Source organism: Micromonospora trifolii (assembly GCF_050516465.1).
In the GTDB taxonomy this organism is placed as follows: domain Bacteria; phylum Actinomycetota; class Actinomycetes; order Mycobacteriales; family Micromonosporaceae; genus Micromonospora; species Micromonospora trifolii.
This window is the reverse complement of the sequence record NZ_CP191526.1, coordinates 6,707,144-6,723,832: the sequence shown is the minus strand read 5'-3', so window position 1 is coordinate 6,723,832 and position 16,689 is coordinate 6,707,144. Positions and strand designations below refer to the sequence as shown.

Here is a 16,689-nt window from a genome sequence, read left to right as displayed (position 1 = left end):
GTGCTCACGCTCCCCGCAGGATCGTGGCCAGGGCGGCCGCGAGGGTCTTCGCCTGGTCGTCGACCGGGCCGGCGCTGCGGAAGGCGACGATGCCGTCGGGGCGTACCAGCAGCGCCCCGCCGGGGCCGACTCCACAGCTCGCCAGCCACGAACCGTCGTCGGCGAGGTCACCGTCGGGGCCGGCGGTCAGCGCCTTGATCGGAAGCCCGGTCTCCGCCGAGACCGCCTCGGCCGCCGCGAGCCACGCGTCGTCGCCGGGAGCCGTGGCCAACGTCCAGCCCTCGGTCAGCACGTCGATCGTGGAGACCCGGGCGCCGTCGTGATCGACCCAGCCGTGCGGGGCACGCGATCCGGGTTGGCCGGTGAAGGTCAGCTCGCGGGGCAGCAGCTCAGTGTCGGCGGGCGCGCCGACGATCGCGTTCGAGGTGTACCGGTAGCCCATCGTCACGATGACGAAGTCCCGATAGGCGGCCTTGTCCTCGTCGGCGAGCTGACCCCGGGTGCGGAAGAGCATCCACGCCTGGTCGGCGGTCGCCGCGCCGACCGGACGACGCTCGGCTTCGTAGGAGTCGAGCAGGCTCTCGTCGGCCCGCCCCTGAAGCACGTCGGCGAGCTTCCACGCCAGGTTGTGCGCGTCCTGGATGCCGGCGTTGACGCCGAAGCCGCCGGCCGGCGGGTGGGCGTGGCAGGCGTCGCCGGCGAGGAAGACCCGCCCTGACTGGTACGCGTCGGCGACCATGTGCCGCGCGTCCCAGGGCTGGGCCGACTCGACCTCGACCTCCAGCTCGGGGTCACCGGCCGCGATCCGGGCCAGCTCGACGCAGCGTTCCGGGGTGAAGTCGGCCGGCGACTGCCCCCGCTCGGGGTAGTAGTTGACGCCGAACATCCACCGCCCCGGCTCGATGAAGAGCAGCAGACCCTGGGCCAGCTGGTTCATCAGGTAGATCAGCGTGAACCGTGGCGCCGTGTCGGGCAGGTCGACCTTGGCGCGGAAGATGATGCTGACGAAGTTCCCGGCGACGCCGTTGCTGCGGTCTCCGATCTGGAGCAGGTTCCGGACGGGGCTCTTCACACCGTCGGCCGCGACGACGTAGCGCGCCCGGATCGTGCGTGTCGTGCCGTTGTCGGAGACGGTCGCGGTCACCCCGTCCTGGTCCTGGGTCAGCCCGATCAGCTCGTTCTGGAAGCGGATCTCCGCGCCCGCTTCGACGGCGGCGTCGTAGAGCAGCGGCTCGTAGTGGTCCTGGCCGCACCAGATCGGCCAGCTCGGCGTGAACTTGTCGTAGTCGACGTCGTGCGCCTCCATGACGAACGACTTGTGGAGGTCGGCCAGCGACTGGGCGCCGAGCATGACCAAAGGCGTGGCACGGCCGGCGCGGACGAGGTCGAGTTCGGCGCCCGGCCCGACGATCTTCATGCCAGCCTGTTGCACGGCCGGCTCCAGGCCGACGGTGCGGAAGATCTCCACCGTGCGGGCGTGCAGACCGGTCGCGCGGGGGATCGTCGACAGTCGGGGCCGACGTTCGACCAGGATCGGCCGGATCCCCTTGCGGGCCAGGAAGAGCGCGGTCGACAGGCCGACCGGGCCGCCGCCGACGATCAGGACGTCGGTGCTTCCGTCAGACATGAGCGTCCTCCGTGTAGACGACTTTGTAGAGGTGGCGTTCCGGCGTGGCGATCGCGCGTACCTCGCCGAAGTGGGGGTGGACCTCGGGGTTCTGAAGCATCGCGGTGAAGTGCTCTTCGCTCTTCCACTGCGCGTAGTTGACGACCCGGGTCCCGTCGAGGCTGGCGTGGATGTTCGCCGACACGAACCCGTCGACCTTGGACATCACCGCGTCGGTCGCCTCGATCAGGATGTCGACGAGCTTCTGCTGGTTGGCCGGCTCGACGGTGAAGACGTTGACCATCGTCACGACCGGCTGGTCGATGCCGATGTGTGCCATTGCGGACTTCCTTTCCTAGATCGGACGCGCTTCGAGCAGGGCCCAGCCGCGGGACGCGGGGGTGTTGACCAGCTCGAAACCGGACGCGGTGAACAGCGCCTGCCATTCGCGGAGGTCGCGCTCCTTGCCGCCGAAGAGCACCAGCATGTCGATGTCGATGATCTTGGCGTGGTCCCACTGGTTGCGCGGCGGCACGATCTGGTCGATCGCGATGAGGCGCGAGTCGGCGTCGCCGATCGCCGCGCGGATCCGCCGCAGCAGCGTGACGCAGGTGTCGTCCGGCCAGTTGTGGACGATCGACTTCAGGATGTACGCGTCGGCGCCGGCCGGCAGCTCGTCGGTGAAGAAGTCGCCGCCCCGCACCTCGACCCGCTCGGTGACACCGTGCTCCTTGAGCAGCGGTTCGGCGTCGGCCACGACCTCGGGCAGATCGAAGAGGACACCGGTGCCCTCGGGGTGGCGCTGGAGCATCTTGGCCAGGAAGTAGCCGTTGCTGCCGCCGATGTCGGCGATCCGGCCGAACCGCTCGGGTGCCAACTCTGCCGCGAACCGGTCGGCGAGCCGCCGGCTCCAGTGGGCCATGAAGCCCTCGAAGAACCGGTTGGCCTCCGGGTGTGCCTGAAGGTAGTCGTAGAAGCCCATGCCGAAGACCTTGTTGAAGGCCGGCTCGCCGGTGCGGACGCTGTGCAGGATCTCCGCGTACGGGAGGCGGTTGAAGTCGGCGCCACTGAACTGCACCATCGGTCGCAGCCCGCCGATCCGGGCCGACGTCAACCCCTCGCCGAGCGGCGTCAGCGCGAACGACCCGTCCTCCTGCTCGTCGAAGATGCCGACCGCGGAGGCCGCGCGGAGGATCCGCCGCAGCGCGTCCTCGTGCGACTCGGTCGCCGCCGCCAGTTGGGCGACCGGCACCGGTCCGTCGACGAGCAGATCGGCGACGCCGAGCTCGGTGACCACGTAGATCACGTTGGCGATCTGTTTGGCGCTTCCCAGCACCGCGATCTGCCGTTCACGCAGGTCAAGTGCCTGCTGCTCGTCGAAGTTCGCGACGGCGGCGAGGCTCGCGTCGGTCATCGTCCATTCCTTTCGTCGGTCACGACCATGGCCGCGTTGAACCCGCCGTAGCCCCTGGCGAGCACGAGCGCCGCGCGTACGGGTGTCTCCCGCGCGACGTCGCGCACCAGGTCGAGGTGCAGGCCCTCGGCCGGCTGGCGGATGTTGGTGGTGGGCGGGATGACACCGTGCCGGATCGACAGCAGCGCGGAGACGAGGTCGAGCGCCGCCCCGCCCGAGTAGAGCCGGCCGGTCATCGTCTTGGGCGCGGTCACCGGCACCCCGCGTGGGCCGAAGACCGCGGTGATCGCCTCGGCCTCGACGCGGTCGAGTTCCGCGACACCGGCCCCGTCGGCGAAGACGACGTCGATGTCGGCCGGCGTGAGACCGGCGTCGGACACTGCCATCTCGGCCGCCCGACGCAGACCCGGCGGACGGCCGGAGCCGGGCCGGGGGTCGAAGGTCGCGCCGTATCCGGCGATCACGCCGTAGACGGCGGCCCCGCGCCGGGCAGCGGCGTGCTCGTCCTCCAACACGAGGATCGCCCCGCCCTCGCCCGGCACGTAACCCGACGCGTTGGCGTCGAACGGCAGGAACGCCGTGGCCGGATCGCGCCCCGTACTGAGGAGGCCGTTGGCGAGCTGGGCCGTCCAGCCCCACGGGCAGAGCGACGCATCGACGCCGCCGGTCATCACGAGCTGCACGCCCTTGCGCACCTGGCGTCGGGCCTGCGCCACCGCGTCGAGCCCACCCGCCTGCTCGGTGACGAGCACCCCGGTCGGCCCACGCATCCCATGGCGGATCGAGATCTGGCCGGTGTTGACAGCGTAGAACCAGGCGAACGACTGGTAGGCGCTGACGTGCTCCGAGCCCTTGCTCCAGAGCTTCTCCAGCTCGCGATGACCGAACTCGAAGCCGCCCGACGCGCTGGCCGTGACGACACCCATGCCGAACTCGGGCAGCGCCGACGGGTCGACCGACGCATCGGCCAGCGCCCACTGCGCCGCCGTCAACGACAGCCGGGTCATGTGGTCGGTCTGCGCCATCAACCGGCTCGGAATGTGATCGGCCGCCTCGTATCCGGGAACCTCGCCGGCCAACTGGGCGGGGTACCCCGAGGGGTCGAAACGGCTGATCGGCCCGATGCCACCCACCCCACCGACGGTGGCCGCCCAGAAGGCGTCGCGGCCCAACCCGTTGGGCGCGGCCACGCCGACCCCGGTGACGACAGTGGTCATGCCACACGCGCCAGGAGCATCGCGCTCTGGAAGCCGCCGAACCCGCTGCCCACGCTCAACACCACGTCGGTCTGCTGCTCGCGGGCGGTGAGCGGCACGTAGTCGAGGTCGCACTCCGGGTCGCGTTCATGCAGGTTGGCCGTCGGCGGCACCGCCCCGTGCTTGATCGCCAGGGCCGACGCCGCGATCTCGATCGACCCGATGGCACCGAGCGAGTGGCCGATCATCGACTTGATCGAGCTGACCGGGGTGCGGTACGCGTGGTCGCCGAGGCTCCGCTTGAACGCCGCCGTCTCGTGCCGGTCGTTCTGCTTCGTACCCGAGCCGTGCGCGTTGATGTAGTCGACGGCGTCGCCGGGCAGCTGTGCGTCGGCGAGCGCGACCCGGATCGCCTCGGCCATCTCCCGCCCGTCGGGCCGCAGACCGGTCATGTGGAACGCGTTGGAGCGCGAGGCGAACCCGACCAGCTCGGCGTAGATCTGCGCTCCTCGCCGTCGGGCGTGCTCGAGCTCTTCGAGGACGAACATCGCCGAACCCTCGCCGAGGACGAACCCGTCGCGACTGTTGTCGAACGGCCGCGAGGCATGCGTCGGGTCGTCGTTGCGGGCCGTGGTCGCCTTGATCGCGTCGAAGCAGGCCACCGTGATCGGCGAGATCGGGGCGTCGGTCGCGCCGGCGATCATCACATCGGCCGAGCCCTCCCGGATCAGCTCCCGGGCGTGGCCGACCGAGTCGAGGCCCGACGTGCAGCCGGTGGAGACCACCGTCGCCGGACCTTCCGCCCCGACCGACCACGCCACCTCGCGGGCGAACGAGCTCGGCACCAGATAGTCGTAGAGGTGCGGGGTGGCGTACCGGTGGTCGGTCAGCCATTTCCGGCCGCCGTCGCTGACCACGACGTACTCCTCTTCGAGGCTCATCGTGGCCCCGACCGCCGTGCCGACGCTGACGCCGACCCGGGTCGGGTCGGCGACCTCGAAGCCGCTGTCGGCCAGTGCCTCCCGGGTGCAGACCACTGCCATCTGGGCCGCCCGGTCCATCCGGCGGACCTCCTGCGGCGACAGGCCCTCGGCGACCGGGTCGAAGTCGGCCTCCGCGGCCACCCGCGACCGGAAGGGGGTGGCGTCGAAGAACGACAGGGTACGGGTGGCCGTGCGGCCAGCGGTCAACAGTTCCCAGAACGCCTTGGTGCCCAGTCCACCGGGGGCGATGACGCCAATCCCGGTGATGACCACCCGACGGTCGGATGTGCTCGTCATGGAAGACCTCCTGGCCGCGATGTCCGTGTGAAAGCTAGGGACGGCCGGTCGAACGGCGCTGGAGCGTCGGTCGAGGGCCTGTCACGAGGCCCTGGCGAGCCCCGGGCGCAGTGGCCCGCCGGCGGCCAACACCTCCCGCTGGAGCCGCTGGAGGTCAGGCGAAGGGTCCAGGCCCAACTCCTCACTGAGCACCCGGCGCAGGTGGTGGTACGCCTGCAACGCCTCACCACGGCGCCCGGAGCGGCTGAGCGCCACGATGAGCTGGCGGTGGAACCACTCGTTGAGCGGGTACGTGCCCACGAGATAGCGCAGCTCGCCGATCAGCTCGCGGTGGCGGCCGAGTGTGATGTCGGCCTGGATGCGTAGCTCCAACGCCCGGATCCACTGCTCCTGGAGGTGGATCGCGTGCGCCTCCAACGCCGGCCCGAACGTCACGTTGGCGCCCACCGGCCCCGTCCACATGGCCAGCGCCCGCCGCAGCACCTCGGCGCCCTCCTCGGGCCGGTCCGACTCGATGTGCGAGCGGCCCTGGTCGAGCATCGTCTCGAACACCTCGGCGTCGAGCTGGCCCGGCTCCACCTTGAGCAGGTAGCCGCGCGCACGGCTCTCCAGCACGGTCCGGTCCGGGGTCTCTATGCCCTCTTTCGCGAAGAGCTTGCGCAGGTGGTAGATGTAGGTCTGCACGGTGGTGACGGCGCTGCGCGCCGGATCGTCACCCCACAGCTCCCGAATTATCGAGTCGACCAGAACGACCCGATTGGCCCGCATCACCAGCAGCGCCAACACGGTCCGCACCTTCGGCGGCGTCGGCGTGCAGATCCGGCCCTCGTGGATCACTTCCAGCGATCCGAGGATCTCGTACCTGACCACAGTGGTCCCCCCATTCCCCATAGCACTCGTCGAGACGCTCTCAAGCTATGGATGAGCGGGACGTGTCGGAACGACCGCAGGTAGCGACATCGCGGGTTCTTCCGAGGATCGATGCGTGTCGAAAGTTGTACGGCGGATACCCCTTCGATCGCTCGATGCTCCCTCCACGCAACCTCCACCAGAGGCGGGAAGACTCGCCGGGCCCCCACGCCCCTCGGGTTAGGAGTCACACATGTCGCGCCGCCTCTTCACCTCCGAGTCGGTCACCGAAGGTCATCCCGACAAGATCGCCGATCAGATCAGCGACGGGATCCTCGACGCGTTACTGGCACAGGACCCGCACAGCCGGGTCGCCGTCGAAAGCCTGATCACCACCGGCCAGGTCCACGTCGCGGGCGAGGTCACCACGCAGGCCTACGCCGACATCCCACGCATCGTGCGGGAAACCGTCCTGGGCATCGGGTACGACTCGTCAAAGAAGGGCTTCGACGGCGCCTCCTGCGGCGTCAGCATCTCGATCGGCGCCCAGTCGCCCGACATCGCGCAGGGCGTCGACACGGCGATCGAGCTGCGCGACGGTTCGTCCGGCGGCGGGCTCGACGCCCAGGGCGCCGGTGACCAGGGCATGATGTTCGGCTTCGCCTGCTCGGAAACGCCGGAGCTGATGCCGCTGCCGATCGCGCTGGCCCATCGGCTGGCCCGCAGGCTGGCCGCCGTCCGCAAGGACGGCACGGTGCCCTACCTGCGGCCGGACGGCAAGACCCAGGTCACCGTCGAGTACGACGGTCTACGCCCGGTCCGGCTCGACACCGTCGTGGTCTCCACGCAGCACGCCGCCCACATCTCCCTCGACGAGTTGCTCACCCCCGACATCCGGGACCACGTGATCACGCCAGAGTTGGAGGCGCTCGACCTCGACACCGAGGGTTACCGGCTGCTGGTCAACCCGACGGGCCGGTTCGAGATCGGTGGCCCGATGGGCGACGCCGGCCTGACCGGACGGAAGATCATCGTCGACACCTACGGCGGTTACGCCCGGCACGGTGGTGGCGCGTTCTCGGGGAAGGACCCATCGAAGGTCGACCGCTCGGCGGCGTACGCGATGCGGTGGGTGGCGAAGAACGTGGTCGCCGCGGGCCTGGCCGAACGGTGTGAGGCGCAGGTGGCCTACGCGATCGGTAAGGCCCACCCGGTGAGCCTGTTCGTAGAGACGTTCGGCACGGAGACGGTGCCGCTCGACCGGATCGAGAAGGCGATAGGTGAGGTCTTCGACCTGCGCCCGGCGGCGATCATCCGCGACCTGGACCTCCTGCGTCCGATCTACCAGCAGACGGCCGCCTACGGCCACTTCGGTCGTGAACTCCCGGACCTGACCTGGGAGCGCACGGACCGCGCCGCCGACCTCAAGGCCGCTTGCTGAGGAACGTCGCCGATCGCTAGAACGGCGGGCGGCGAGGGCGCGGCACCAACCGGTCGTGTGGCAGCGTCACCAATGACGCTGCCACCGCCTTGTTGACCGCGTCGATGCGGGAGACCGCGCCGAGCTTCGCGAAGATGCGACGCAGGTGACTCTTCACCGTGGCCTCGGTCAGGTCGAGTCGGCGCGCGATCTGGGCATTGGTCATCGCCTCGGCCGCGAGCTGGAGGATCTCCAGCTCGACCGGAGACAGAATGGCGGACTCCGCGTTCTGCACCTGCACCAGGCTCTGACCGGAGACCGAGAGCAGCACCGAGCCGCTGCCGTCGCGCGCCTTGCGGATCGCGGCGACCAGCTCCTCACGACCCACGCTCTTGAGCAGGTAGGCGCGCACCCCGGCGGCGATCAGACGGCGCAGCAGGTCAGGGCTGTCGTACATGCTGAGGATGACGACTGAGCTGTCGGGCGACACCTCACGGATGCGGCGCACCGTGACCACCGGGTCGTCGCCGGGAATCTCGACGTCGAGCAACACCACGTCGGGACGCTCCGACGCCGCCTTGGCCACCGCGGTGGCCGAGTCGCCCGCCTCGTCGACCACGTCGAGGTCGGCGTGCACCTCGAGCACCCAGCGCAGCCCCTCGCGAACGAGAGCGTGGTCGTCGACTATGAGGATGGTGGTGGCGCCGGCGGGAGACCCGCCGTCGGACCGCGTCAACCTAACCCCCAGACCCCGTCCCCCGCCGCCAGCGTGCACATGATTGGCACCGTATCGCGGACGTGTGACGCCACAGCTATCGTGGCGTCCTCCCGACACGAAGAACGCCACGATCGCCGCGCGATTCTGTCAGTCTCGTGTGGACAGACGGACCAACTCGCCGATGCCGAGGCCCTTGTTGGCGATGTAGAAGCTGCCGTCCTGAGCGATGGCGAACGACATCGGGGAGTCCAGGCCGGCGCTCGCCAGCTCCCGGTGGCTACCGTCGCGCTCCACCCGGATCAACGCACCGGTGGAATCCCCCGAGCTGAGGCCGTTCTTCGCGATCTCCAGCACGACCAGTCGACCCCGCTTGTCGAAGGCGATGTCGATGATGTTGGTGAAGCCGGTCGCGAAGATCGTCGGCTCCTGCCCGGGCACCAGCCGCCACACCCGGGCGCCGCCGTTCGGGAAGGGGTGCCCGGTCAGCTGCCCGATGTAGAAGGCACCGTCCGGCCCGCGGGTGATGGTGACCGGCACGAACTGGATCGGCGTCGTCGAGCCGGGCGGCAGGCCCCACTCCGGCGGCGCCGGAACCTGCTCCTGCGGCCAGACGTGTTCGGCCGTGACCACGCCACGGCGGTCGATCCGGAGCACGTCGTTGGCGGCCGCGTCGAGCGCGTAGACGTCACGCCCGTCGGCGACGACGGCGTACGGCTGGCTCTCCGGAATGACCCCGTCCGGGTTGTTCTGCCCCTCGAAGGCGGAGAGGTCGCCGACGACCGACCAGCGGTGCTTCCCCTCTACCCGGAGGATGGTTCCCATCGTGGCTCCGGCCGCACCGAGCAGGTCACGCGAGACCGGGTCGGTGCTGTAGCCCATCGCCACCAGCAGCTTGCCCTGCCGATCGAAGGCCAGGTCGTGGGCGCCGTAGACGGAGAAGCCGGCGCCGGTGCTACGCAGCGACGGCAGACCCGTCACGACTCGCTTCTGCCAGCCGTGACGGACCGCCGTGATCGCACCGGTCGAGCCGTAGCAGAGGTTGGTGCCGAACGTGCCGGGGATGCACACGTCGTCGCCGCCGAGCCCGGCCTCGGCGACGTAGACGATGCCGGCCCGGTCGATGGCGACACCGCGCGGGTTGTCGAGGTTGCGGGCGACGACGGTCAGTCGCCCAGTGGTCGAGGTGGCCGCAGTGGCGGGCGCGGCAATGCCGGCCACCAGTACCAGCGGCACAGCCAGCGACAACGTTCGTCGCATCGCGTCGAGCATGGGTTCTCCTCAGCAAGAGGGGTTCGGATGCGAACGACGCTGCCGGCGTGGCCTCGAGGCCCGGTGGAGGAAGGCTCGACAGGCCCGCCTACTCCGGCTGGTTGGGAGTGCTGCGCCCCAGCTCATAGGGGGATGTCACGCCCTCGTAGGCGAGGTGCATCACCATGCCGTTGGCCGCGTGGTCGAGGTTGTGGCAGTGGTCCATCCAGAGCCCCGGATTGTCCGCCTTGAAGCCAATTTCGTAGATCTCACCGGGGATCACGTCGAGGCTGTCGATCCACCACGGTGACCCGGTCGCGCGGACCCCGTTGCGGGACAGCACCAACGCGTGATGGCCGTGCAGATGCATCGGGTGGTTCTGGTGGCTGCGGTTGACGATCCGCACCTTGACCACGTCGTCCATCCGGACCATCAGCGTCGGCGTGTTGGGGAAGCTGTGCCCGTTGATGATCGGCACCAGGTGGAGCCCCCCGTTGTAGAAGGACAGCCGGTCGTCGAGGAGCTGGGTGAACGAGCGGTCGTACGACGAGCCCGCGTCGAAGGGCCGGGAGCCGCCAGAGCCGTACGAGAGCGGGTCGAACTGGTCCCCGTCGTCGACGATCTTCGGAGTCGAGGTGTCACCCGGTGGCGCCAGGACCAGCCCGCCGTCGCGGTTGGCGAGGTCGGTCAGGCGCACCGGACCCGCCGGCATCGTGAACGTCACGTCGTAGCGCCCACCGGTCGCCAACCCGAACCGCGGGTCGGTCAGCGGAGTCGGGCCGTTGACGTCGACCCCGTCGATCGCCGCCACCCGCACCGGCGTGCCGTTGACCGTCAGGGATCGCGGACGACTGTCCGTGGACGGGTTGTTGTCGGTGTTGATCAGACGCAGTCGCACCGGCGTGCCCGGGGCGACCTCCTGGCGTTGCAGCGTGTCACTGGTACCGAACGAGACGATGTTGTCGTCCGGCGTACGCCACTCGTGGGCCTGCACGACGAAGTCCCGCTCGCCGGGTGGCGGGCCGCCGCGCGGCTCGACGATCAGCGCGCCGAACAGACCCCGCCGGATCGCCTCGAGCGGGTTCTGGTGGGTGTGGTACCAGAACGTGCCGACCTGCTCGGCGAGGAACCGGTAGGTGAAGCTGCCGCCCGGCTCCACAGCGTTCTGCGTCGCGCCGGCCACGCCGTCCTCACCGTTGGGGACGTCGAGGCCGTGCCAGTGGATGGTCACGTTCTCGTCGGGAATCTCGTTGTGCAGCGTCACCTCGACGAGGTCTCCCTCGCGGACTCGCAGCTCCGGCCCGGGCGACTGTCCGTTGTACGTCAGCGCCTTGATCTCGGTGCCCGACGAGAGCCGTACCGTTGCGTTCTTCGCGGTGAGGGTGAAGGCCTTGTTGGGCTTGCCGTTCTGCGGCCCGCGCAGGTCGTCGACGGAGACCCCGCCGTGACCGCCGTGACCGATCGAAGGGCCGCCACCGTAGTCGACGTTGTCGTGCGATGTCATGGTCATGCGGTCGGGCAGCCTGCTGCTCTGGGCCACGTAGGTGATGCCGGCGGCGACGACCAGCACCACGACGGCGGTCTGCGCGGTGGCGCGCAGGGCGCTGGCACGCCGGCCCCGGCGCGCGAAGTCGGTCGCGGTGACGACCCGCAGGCGACGCCCCTGCCAGAACCACAGCACCAACACCGACAGGAGGATCGGCGCGGCGTGGGTCGCGATGTCGTCGAGGTAGGACGGGACCGGGCGGGACACGTAGGCGAAGTAGACGCCGACGACCGTCGCCACGGCCGTCACCTGGACCGGCACGACGAACCTGGGATTGGCGGCGGCGGAGCGCGTCTCGACGTCGACCGGCGCGTCGTCGCGGTTGGCCAGGGCGCGCAGGCCCGGCACGGTCCAGACGGCGACGGCCAGCATCGGCAGCAGCAGGAGCGGCATCTGCACGATCACGCGGTTGTCAGCAAAGATCCAGTCGACGGCGAGCATCAGCCCGATCGCGACGCACTTGACGACCAGCACCACCAGCGCGGCAACGAGCAAACGCAGCAGCCGACGGGCGCTTTTCCGCAGCGCCTCGGGCGTCGGCCGCCAGGCCAGCCGCGTGGCGAGGATCGCCGCGGACAGCCAGATCAGGAACAGGACCCCGGCCAGGATCCCATCGGCGTTCTCTCCGACCTCAAACATGACGCCAACATACGAAGGATCCGCACCACCCGGCATCCGTTGAGGAACGGCCAGGGTGTACGGCGATCGCCGTAGCCGGCACCGCCTGCGAAACAAGGGCCGTAGCTGGCTAGCTGCCGGGCGCGACGAGCCCCGTCTGGTAGGCGAGCACGACGAGTTGCGCGCGGTCGCGGACGCGGAGCTTGACCATGGCCCGGTGAACATGGGTACGGGCCGTGGCCGGGCTCATCGACAGCCGACGCCCGATCTCCTCGTTCGTCAGCCCGCTGGCCACCAGGCTCATCACCTCGCGCTCGCGGTCGGTCAACACCGCCAGCCGGCCGCCGTCGACCGGCGCCGGCGCGACCTTGCTGACGAACGCGCTCACCAGCCGGCTCGTCACCCGCGGCGAGATCAACATGTCGCCGCCGGCCACCACCCGCACCGCCTGGCGCAGCTCGTCGGGCTCGATGTCCTTGAGCAGGAACCCGCTCGCGCCGGCGCGCAGCGCCTCGAAGACGTACTCGTCAAGCTCGAAGGTGGTCAGGACGATGACCCGCACGGCCGGGAACCGCTCGACGATCGCGGCCGTGGCCCGCACGCCGTCGAGCACCGGCATTCGCACGTCCATCAGCACGATGTCCGGCCGGGTCGCGGCGACCATCTCGACAGCCTGGGCGCCGTTGGACGCCTCACCAACCACCTCCAGGTCGTCGCTGTGGTCGAGCAGGCCCCGGAAGCCGGCCCGCACGAGTGTCTGGTCGTCCGCCAGCACCATCCGGATCGTCACGCTGTCTCCTCCACCTCGACCGGCAGCCGCGCGGCCACTCGGAACCCCCCGCCCTGCGGCCGGGGCCCGGCCTCGAGCGACCCACCGGCGGCCGTGGCCCGTTCCCGCATGCCGGCCACCCCGTGCCCCCTCCGGCTCGCCCCGGCCCCGACCCCGTCATCGACGATCTCAACCGTGACGGCGTCACCCGCGTACGCGATGGTGACGTCGACGGTCGTCGCTTTGGCGTGTTTGACCGTGTTGGTGATCGACTCCTGCACGATCCGGTAGACCGAGAGCGCCACCTCCGGCGGAATCGGACGCGGGGTGCCGGCGATCCCCGACCGCACCTTCACACCGGCCTGTTCGGCGACCGCGAAGACGCGGGCCAGATCGGGCACCTCCCCGGCGTCGCGGAGCATGCCGATCGCCGAGCGGACCTCGTGCATGGCGTCGCGTGCCGCGCCCCGGATGCTCCGCAGCGCGGCCCGCGCCTCGGCCGGCTTGCTGTCGAAGATGTCGTCGGCGAGGCTCGCCTGCACACTGATCGCGGCGATCGTGTGGCCGAGTACGTCGTGGACCTCTCGGGCGATGCGGAGCCGCTCCTGGGCGACCTCGTGTTGACGCTCCTGGCGCATCACGGCGAGACGCTGCTGCGCCTCGGCCAGCCGGACCCGGCGGGTGCGGATCGTCTCGGCGAGCAGCACCACGGCCGCGAGCAGCGAGCCCTCTTCGAGGGTGGCCGAGAGGGCGGGGAAGAAACCCTCGCCGAGCAGCGTGTACCGCATGATCAGCTCGAGGACGACGAAGAACCCGGCGACGACGAGCGCCCAGGTGAACCGGCCGGCGGCCGCGACGGAGAAGAGGGCGGCGGCCAGCGGGAGGGCGGGCGGGATGCCCGGATACTCGAGCGCGTAGTAGATCATCAGCGCGGTGACCGAGCCGACCAGCACCAGCAGCGGCCAGCGGCGCCGGAAGACCAGCAGGAGCCCGATCACCGCGCCGATCGCGTAGGCGCGCGCGTCCGGCGGCCGGGCGCCGGGCTCGTCGGCGACTCGGATCGCCACCGCCACGACGGCCGCGACGACGACCGCGATGAGGGCATCGATCGCGATTCGTCGGATGGCCGGGTTCATGTCCGCAACGGTACGACGCGCGCACGGTCCGTTAGCGAGGGCCCCTTCCCAACCGGAAACCGTCAGCAAGGGGCCCGTCGGCTCAGCCGCGGCGGAGAGAGAGCAGGGTCTGCCCGGTGGGGATGACCGTGCTGCCGTCCACCTGGAGCCCGGCCTTCTCACCCAGTTCGGCGTACTCGCGCCAGGTCCTCGCCTTACCCGCCATGAGCGAGAGGAGGCGCAGGTCCATCTGGGTGATGAACATCAGCCGGGCCGGGTCGTCGGGGAAGTTGTCGTTCTCGTCCTTCACCAGGATCTGCACGATCAGCACCTTTCCGGTCGTGCCGATCGCGTCCGCCGCCCGCTGGAGGATCTTCTCGGCGGCGTTGTCGTTCCAGTCGTGCAGAACGTTCGACAGGATGTAGACGTCGGCGCCGGCCGGGAGCGGGTCGAAGATGCTCCCGCTGACCACCTCGGCGCGGTCGGCGATGCCCGCCGCCTCGAACCGGGCCCGGCCCTGCTCGACGACGCCCGGCAGGTCGACCACGGTGCCGCGCAGGTGCGGCTGGGCCTTGAGGATCTCGGTGAGCAGGGCGCCGGTGCCGCCGCCGACGTCGATGACGTGGTTGACGGTGCTCCAGTCGTAGCCCTGGACGACCTGGTCGAAGTAGCTCGCGTGGGTGGCCATCAGCGCGCCGAACGACGTGGCCCGGTCGGGGTTGGTGGACAGGTCGTCCCAGAACTCGATGCCGTAACGCACGGGGTACGCCGCGTCGCCGGTGCGGATCGAGTGGGTCAGCGAGCTGAACGTGCCCTCGATCCGCCCGGCCATCGAGTCGACGTCGAGCCACGGACGTTGGGCGGCGGGGTGGTCGGTCTTGAGGAACTCGGCGGCTTCCGTCAGGGCGTACACCCGCGGCTCGGTCTCCTTGAAGACGCCGCGGACCGAGAGGTAGCGCAGCAGCCGGTGCAGCGCGTCGGGATTGGCCTTCGTCGCCGCGGCGAGCTCGTCGAGCGTGGTGGTGCCCGCGGCGATCAGGTCGGCGAGGCCGAGCGTCGCCGCGGCCCGCACTGCCCACGGCGTGATCGTGTCGGTCAGCGAGTAGAGATTGACCCGATTTTCCGTCATGGCGGCGAGCTTCGACGACGGCGCTCGAGACCGGCTCGAAGCCGCGTCGATCGACCGGTTCTCCAGCCGGGTTCGAGTGGGCGGGCGCAGGCTGCGCCTGTCACGGCCGCCATGCGAAGGGGACACGATGGGCGCCAGCCACCAGGAGCGCGGAGCGATCGAGGTCATTCAGGACCTCATGCAGCAGAAGTGGGTCTACGAGCTGTTCGGCGAGATCGGCGCGCGCCAGGGTGCCTCGGCCGCGCACGTCGAGCAACTGAGGGCGGTCGACGCCGCAGCGCACGTGTTCTGGCCGTTCCAGGCACCGCCATTTCCGGTCATCGCGGCCACCGCGAGCGGGTCGACGTTGACAGACATCGACGGCAACGACTACCTCGACTGCCACATGGGATACGGCGCTCAGGCGCTGCACGGGCACAACCCGGCGCCGGTCGTCGACTTCGTCCGCGAACACCTCGGCAAGGGCACCGGCAACGGCTACACCAACGCGTTGGAGCTGGAGCTCGCGACGCTGCTGCGGGAGATCGTCCCGCACAACGAGAAGTTCGCCTTCCAACACTCGGGTACGGGTGCCACCCAGTCGGCGATCCGGCTCTGCCGTGCGCACACCGGGCGGCGGATGGTCGCCAAGTTCGAGGGCACCCTGCACGGGTCCCACGACCTGGCCGTCCACAACACCGCGCCCTGGTACCACGGGCATCCCGCGGTGCCGTTCCCGGAGATCGGCAAGGACGGCATCCCGCTGGTCTCGGCGTTCGCCGGCGTCACCCCGGCCGAGCCGCGCGACCTGCTGATCCTGCCCAACGACACCGCGCTCGCGGTCGAGTTGATCGAGCGCCACGCGGGCGAGTTGGCCTGCATCCTGGCCGAGCCGGCCGCTTCGTCGTTCCCGTTCGAGGAGACGACGATCCCGATGATCCGTGAGGTGGCGGTGGCCGCTCAGCGACTCGGGGTGCCGTTCATCCTCGACGAGGTGCTGACGGGCTTCCGTTCGGGGCTCGGCGGCGCCGCAGAGAAGTTCGACATCCCGACCGACCTCGTCACCTACGGCAAGGTGATCAGCGGGCTCGGGCTGCCGCTGTCGGCGATCGGTGGCCGGGCCGACATCCTCGACATCTCGCAGACCAGTGGGCAGTCCTGGACCGACTTCGGCCAGAAGACCGGCCTACAGGGCAGCCACACCGGCAACTACCTGTCGGTGGCGGCGTCGCTGGCCACGCTCCAGCTGCTCCGGGACAAGGGGCCCGCCTACTACACCGACCTGCGGGCCAAGGTCGACCGGGTCCAGGCGCGGCTGGCCGCATTCCGGGCGGCTGAGGGGATCCCGCTGCGCATGGTGGGATTCGGCGACTACATCGGGTGCTTCCAGTTCCTTCCGGAAGACTCCTACACCGACTACCGGGTCTACTCGCGGGCGCTCAACCCGGCGACGTTCATCCTCACGCTGCTGCTGCGCAAGCGCGGCATCTACACGCTCGGCATGCCGATGTTCTTCGCCGGCGGCGCCCACAGCGACGCCGACGTCGACCGGCTGACCGACGCCGTGCTGGAGAGCACGCTGGAGCTTCGCGCCAACGACTTCCCCTTCGACCTGGCGTGGCCGGCGACGTCAGCGTGGGGCTCCGGTTCCTCCGAGTGGGGTTCGGGTTCCTCCGACTGGTCGTAGCCACCTCTGCGTCACCGGGCCCGGGTCAGCTCCTGACCCGGGCCCTCCTCATGTGCCGTACAGGTCATACGCAAATAGCCGTACTTGACTATTCGTACGCGACGGCGTGTAGTCG

14 protein-coding genes are annotated in these 16,689 nt (G+C 70.0%); 2 read left to right on the top strand and 12 right to left on the bottom strand.

What is annotated here, in order from left to right:
* Positions 1-4 precede the first annotated feature (4 nt).
* The 6 genes from ACQRWP_RS31320 to ACQRWP_RS31295 all read right to left on the bottom strand — a co-directional run bounded on the left by ACQRWP_RS31320 (position 5) and on the right by ACQRWP_RS31295 (position 6,366).
* Positions 5-1,627, bottom strand: a complete 1,623-nt coding sequence (locus tag ACQRWP_RS31320; protein ID WP_430499808.1) for an FAD-dependent oxidoreductase — start codon at positions 1,625-1,627, stop codon at positions 5-7.
* Positions 1,620-1,946 (bottom strand): antibiotic biosynthesis monooxygenase family protein, encoded by a 327-nt coding sequence (locus ACQRWP_RS31315; RefSeq protein ID WP_210781784.1) that lies wholly within the window; start codon positions 1,944-1,946, stop codon positions 1,620-1,622. Before ACQRWP_RS31315 ends, ACQRWP_RS31320 begins: the two co-directional genes overlap by 8 nt.
* Positions 1,947-1,961: 15 nt before the next feature.
* Positions 1,962-3,020 (bottom strand): methyltransferase, encoded by a 1,059-nt coding sequence (locus ACQRWP_RS31310; protein WP_091394932.1) that lies wholly within the window; start codon positions 3,018-3,020, stop codon positions 1,962-1,964.
* Positions 3,017-4,237: a ketosynthase chain-length factor gene (locus ACQRWP_RS31305; RefSeq protein WP_430499807.1), complete on the bottom strand. Its 1,221-nt coding sequence runs from the start codon at positions 4,235-4,237 to the stop codon at positions 3,017-3,019. The genes ACQRWP_RS31310 and ACQRWP_RS31305 overlap by 4 nt, the downstream gene beginning before the upstream one ends.
* Positions 4,234-5,496 (bottom strand): beta-ketoacyl-[acyl-carrier-protein] synthase family protein, encoded by a 1,263-nt coding sequence (locus ACQRWP_RS31300; protein WP_430499806.1) that lies wholly within the window; start codon positions 5,494-5,496, stop codon positions 4,234-4,236. Before ACQRWP_RS31300 ends, ACQRWP_RS31305 begins: the two co-directional genes overlap by 4 nt.
* Positions 5,497-5,577: 81 nt before the next feature.
* The gene (locus tag ACQRWP_RS31295) at positions 5,578-6,366 is read right to left on the bottom strand and encodes an AfsR/SARP family transcriptional regulator (RefSeq protein ID WP_354944056.1); all 789 of its coding nucleotides are present in this window, start codon (positions 6,364-6,366) and stop codon (positions 5,578-5,580) included.
* Positions 6,367-6,598: 232 nt separating this feature from the next.
* Between ACQRWP_RS31295 and metK the strand changes: the two genes are divergently transcribed.
* Positions 6,599-7,786, top strand: coding sequence for a methionine adenosyltransferase (metK, locus tag ACQRWP_RS31290; RefSeq protein WP_430499805.1), 1,188 nt, complete (start codon positions 6,599-6,601; stop codon positions 7,784-7,786).
* A gap of 16 nt (positions 7,787-7,802) precedes the next feature.
* Here the strand turns inward: metK and ACQRWP_RS31285 are convergent, their stop codons facing one another.
* The 6 genes from ACQRWP_RS31285 to ACQRWP_RS31260 all read right to left on the bottom strand — a co-directional run bounded on the left by ACQRWP_RS31285 (position 7,803) and on the right by ACQRWP_RS31260 (position 14,908).
* The gene (locus tag ACQRWP_RS31285; RefSeq protein WP_430499804.1) at positions 7,803-8,501 is read right to left on the bottom strand and encodes a response regulator; all 699 of its coding nucleotides are present in this window, start codon (positions 8,499-8,501) and stop codon (positions 7,803-7,805) included.
* Between the two features lie 129 nt (positions 8,502-8,630).
* Positions 8,631-9,752 (bottom strand): ScyD/ScyE family protein, encoded by a 1,122-nt coding sequence (locus ACQRWP_RS31280; protein ID WP_430499803.1) that lies wholly within the window; start codon positions 9,750-9,752, stop codon positions 8,631-8,633.
* Positions 9,753-9,840: 88 nt separating this feature from the next.
* Complete coding sequence (locus ACQRWP_RS31275) at positions 9,841-11,916, bottom strand: multicopper oxidase family protein (protein WP_430499802.1); 2,076 nt, start codon at positions 11,914-11,916, stop codon at positions 9,841-9,843.
* Between the two features lie 109 nt (positions 11,917-12,025).
* On the bottom strand, positions 12,026-12,685 hold the full coding sequence (locus tag ACQRWP_RS31270; protein WP_238682055.1) for a response regulator: 660 nt from the start codon (positions 12,683-12,685) through the stop codon (positions 12,026-12,028).
* Positions 12,682-13,800, bottom strand: a complete 1,119-nt coding sequence (locus ACQRWP_RS31265) for a sensor histidine kinase (RefSeq protein ID WP_430499801.1) — start codon at positions 13,798-13,800, stop codon at positions 12,682-12,684. Before ACQRWP_RS31265 ends, ACQRWP_RS31270 begins: the two co-directional genes overlap by 4 nt.
* 82 nt (positions 13,801-13,882) lie before the next feature.
* Positions 13,883-14,908: a methyltransferase gene (locus tag ACQRWP_RS31260; RefSeq protein WP_430499800.1), complete on the bottom strand. Its 1,026-nt coding sequence runs from the start codon at positions 14,906-14,908 to the stop codon at positions 13,883-13,885.
* Between the two features lie 127 nt (positions 14,909-15,035).
* Here ACQRWP_RS31260 and ACQRWP_RS31255 point away from each other — a divergent pair, with 127 nt between their 5' ends.
* Positions 15,036-16,574: an aminotransferase class III-fold pyridoxal phosphate-dependent enzyme gene (locus tag ACQRWP_RS31255; protein ID WP_430499799.1), complete on the top strand. Its 1,539-nt coding sequence runs from the start codon at positions 15,036-15,038 to the stop codon at positions 16,572-16,574.
* The last annotated feature ends 115 nt before the right edge of the window (positions 16,575-16,689 follow it).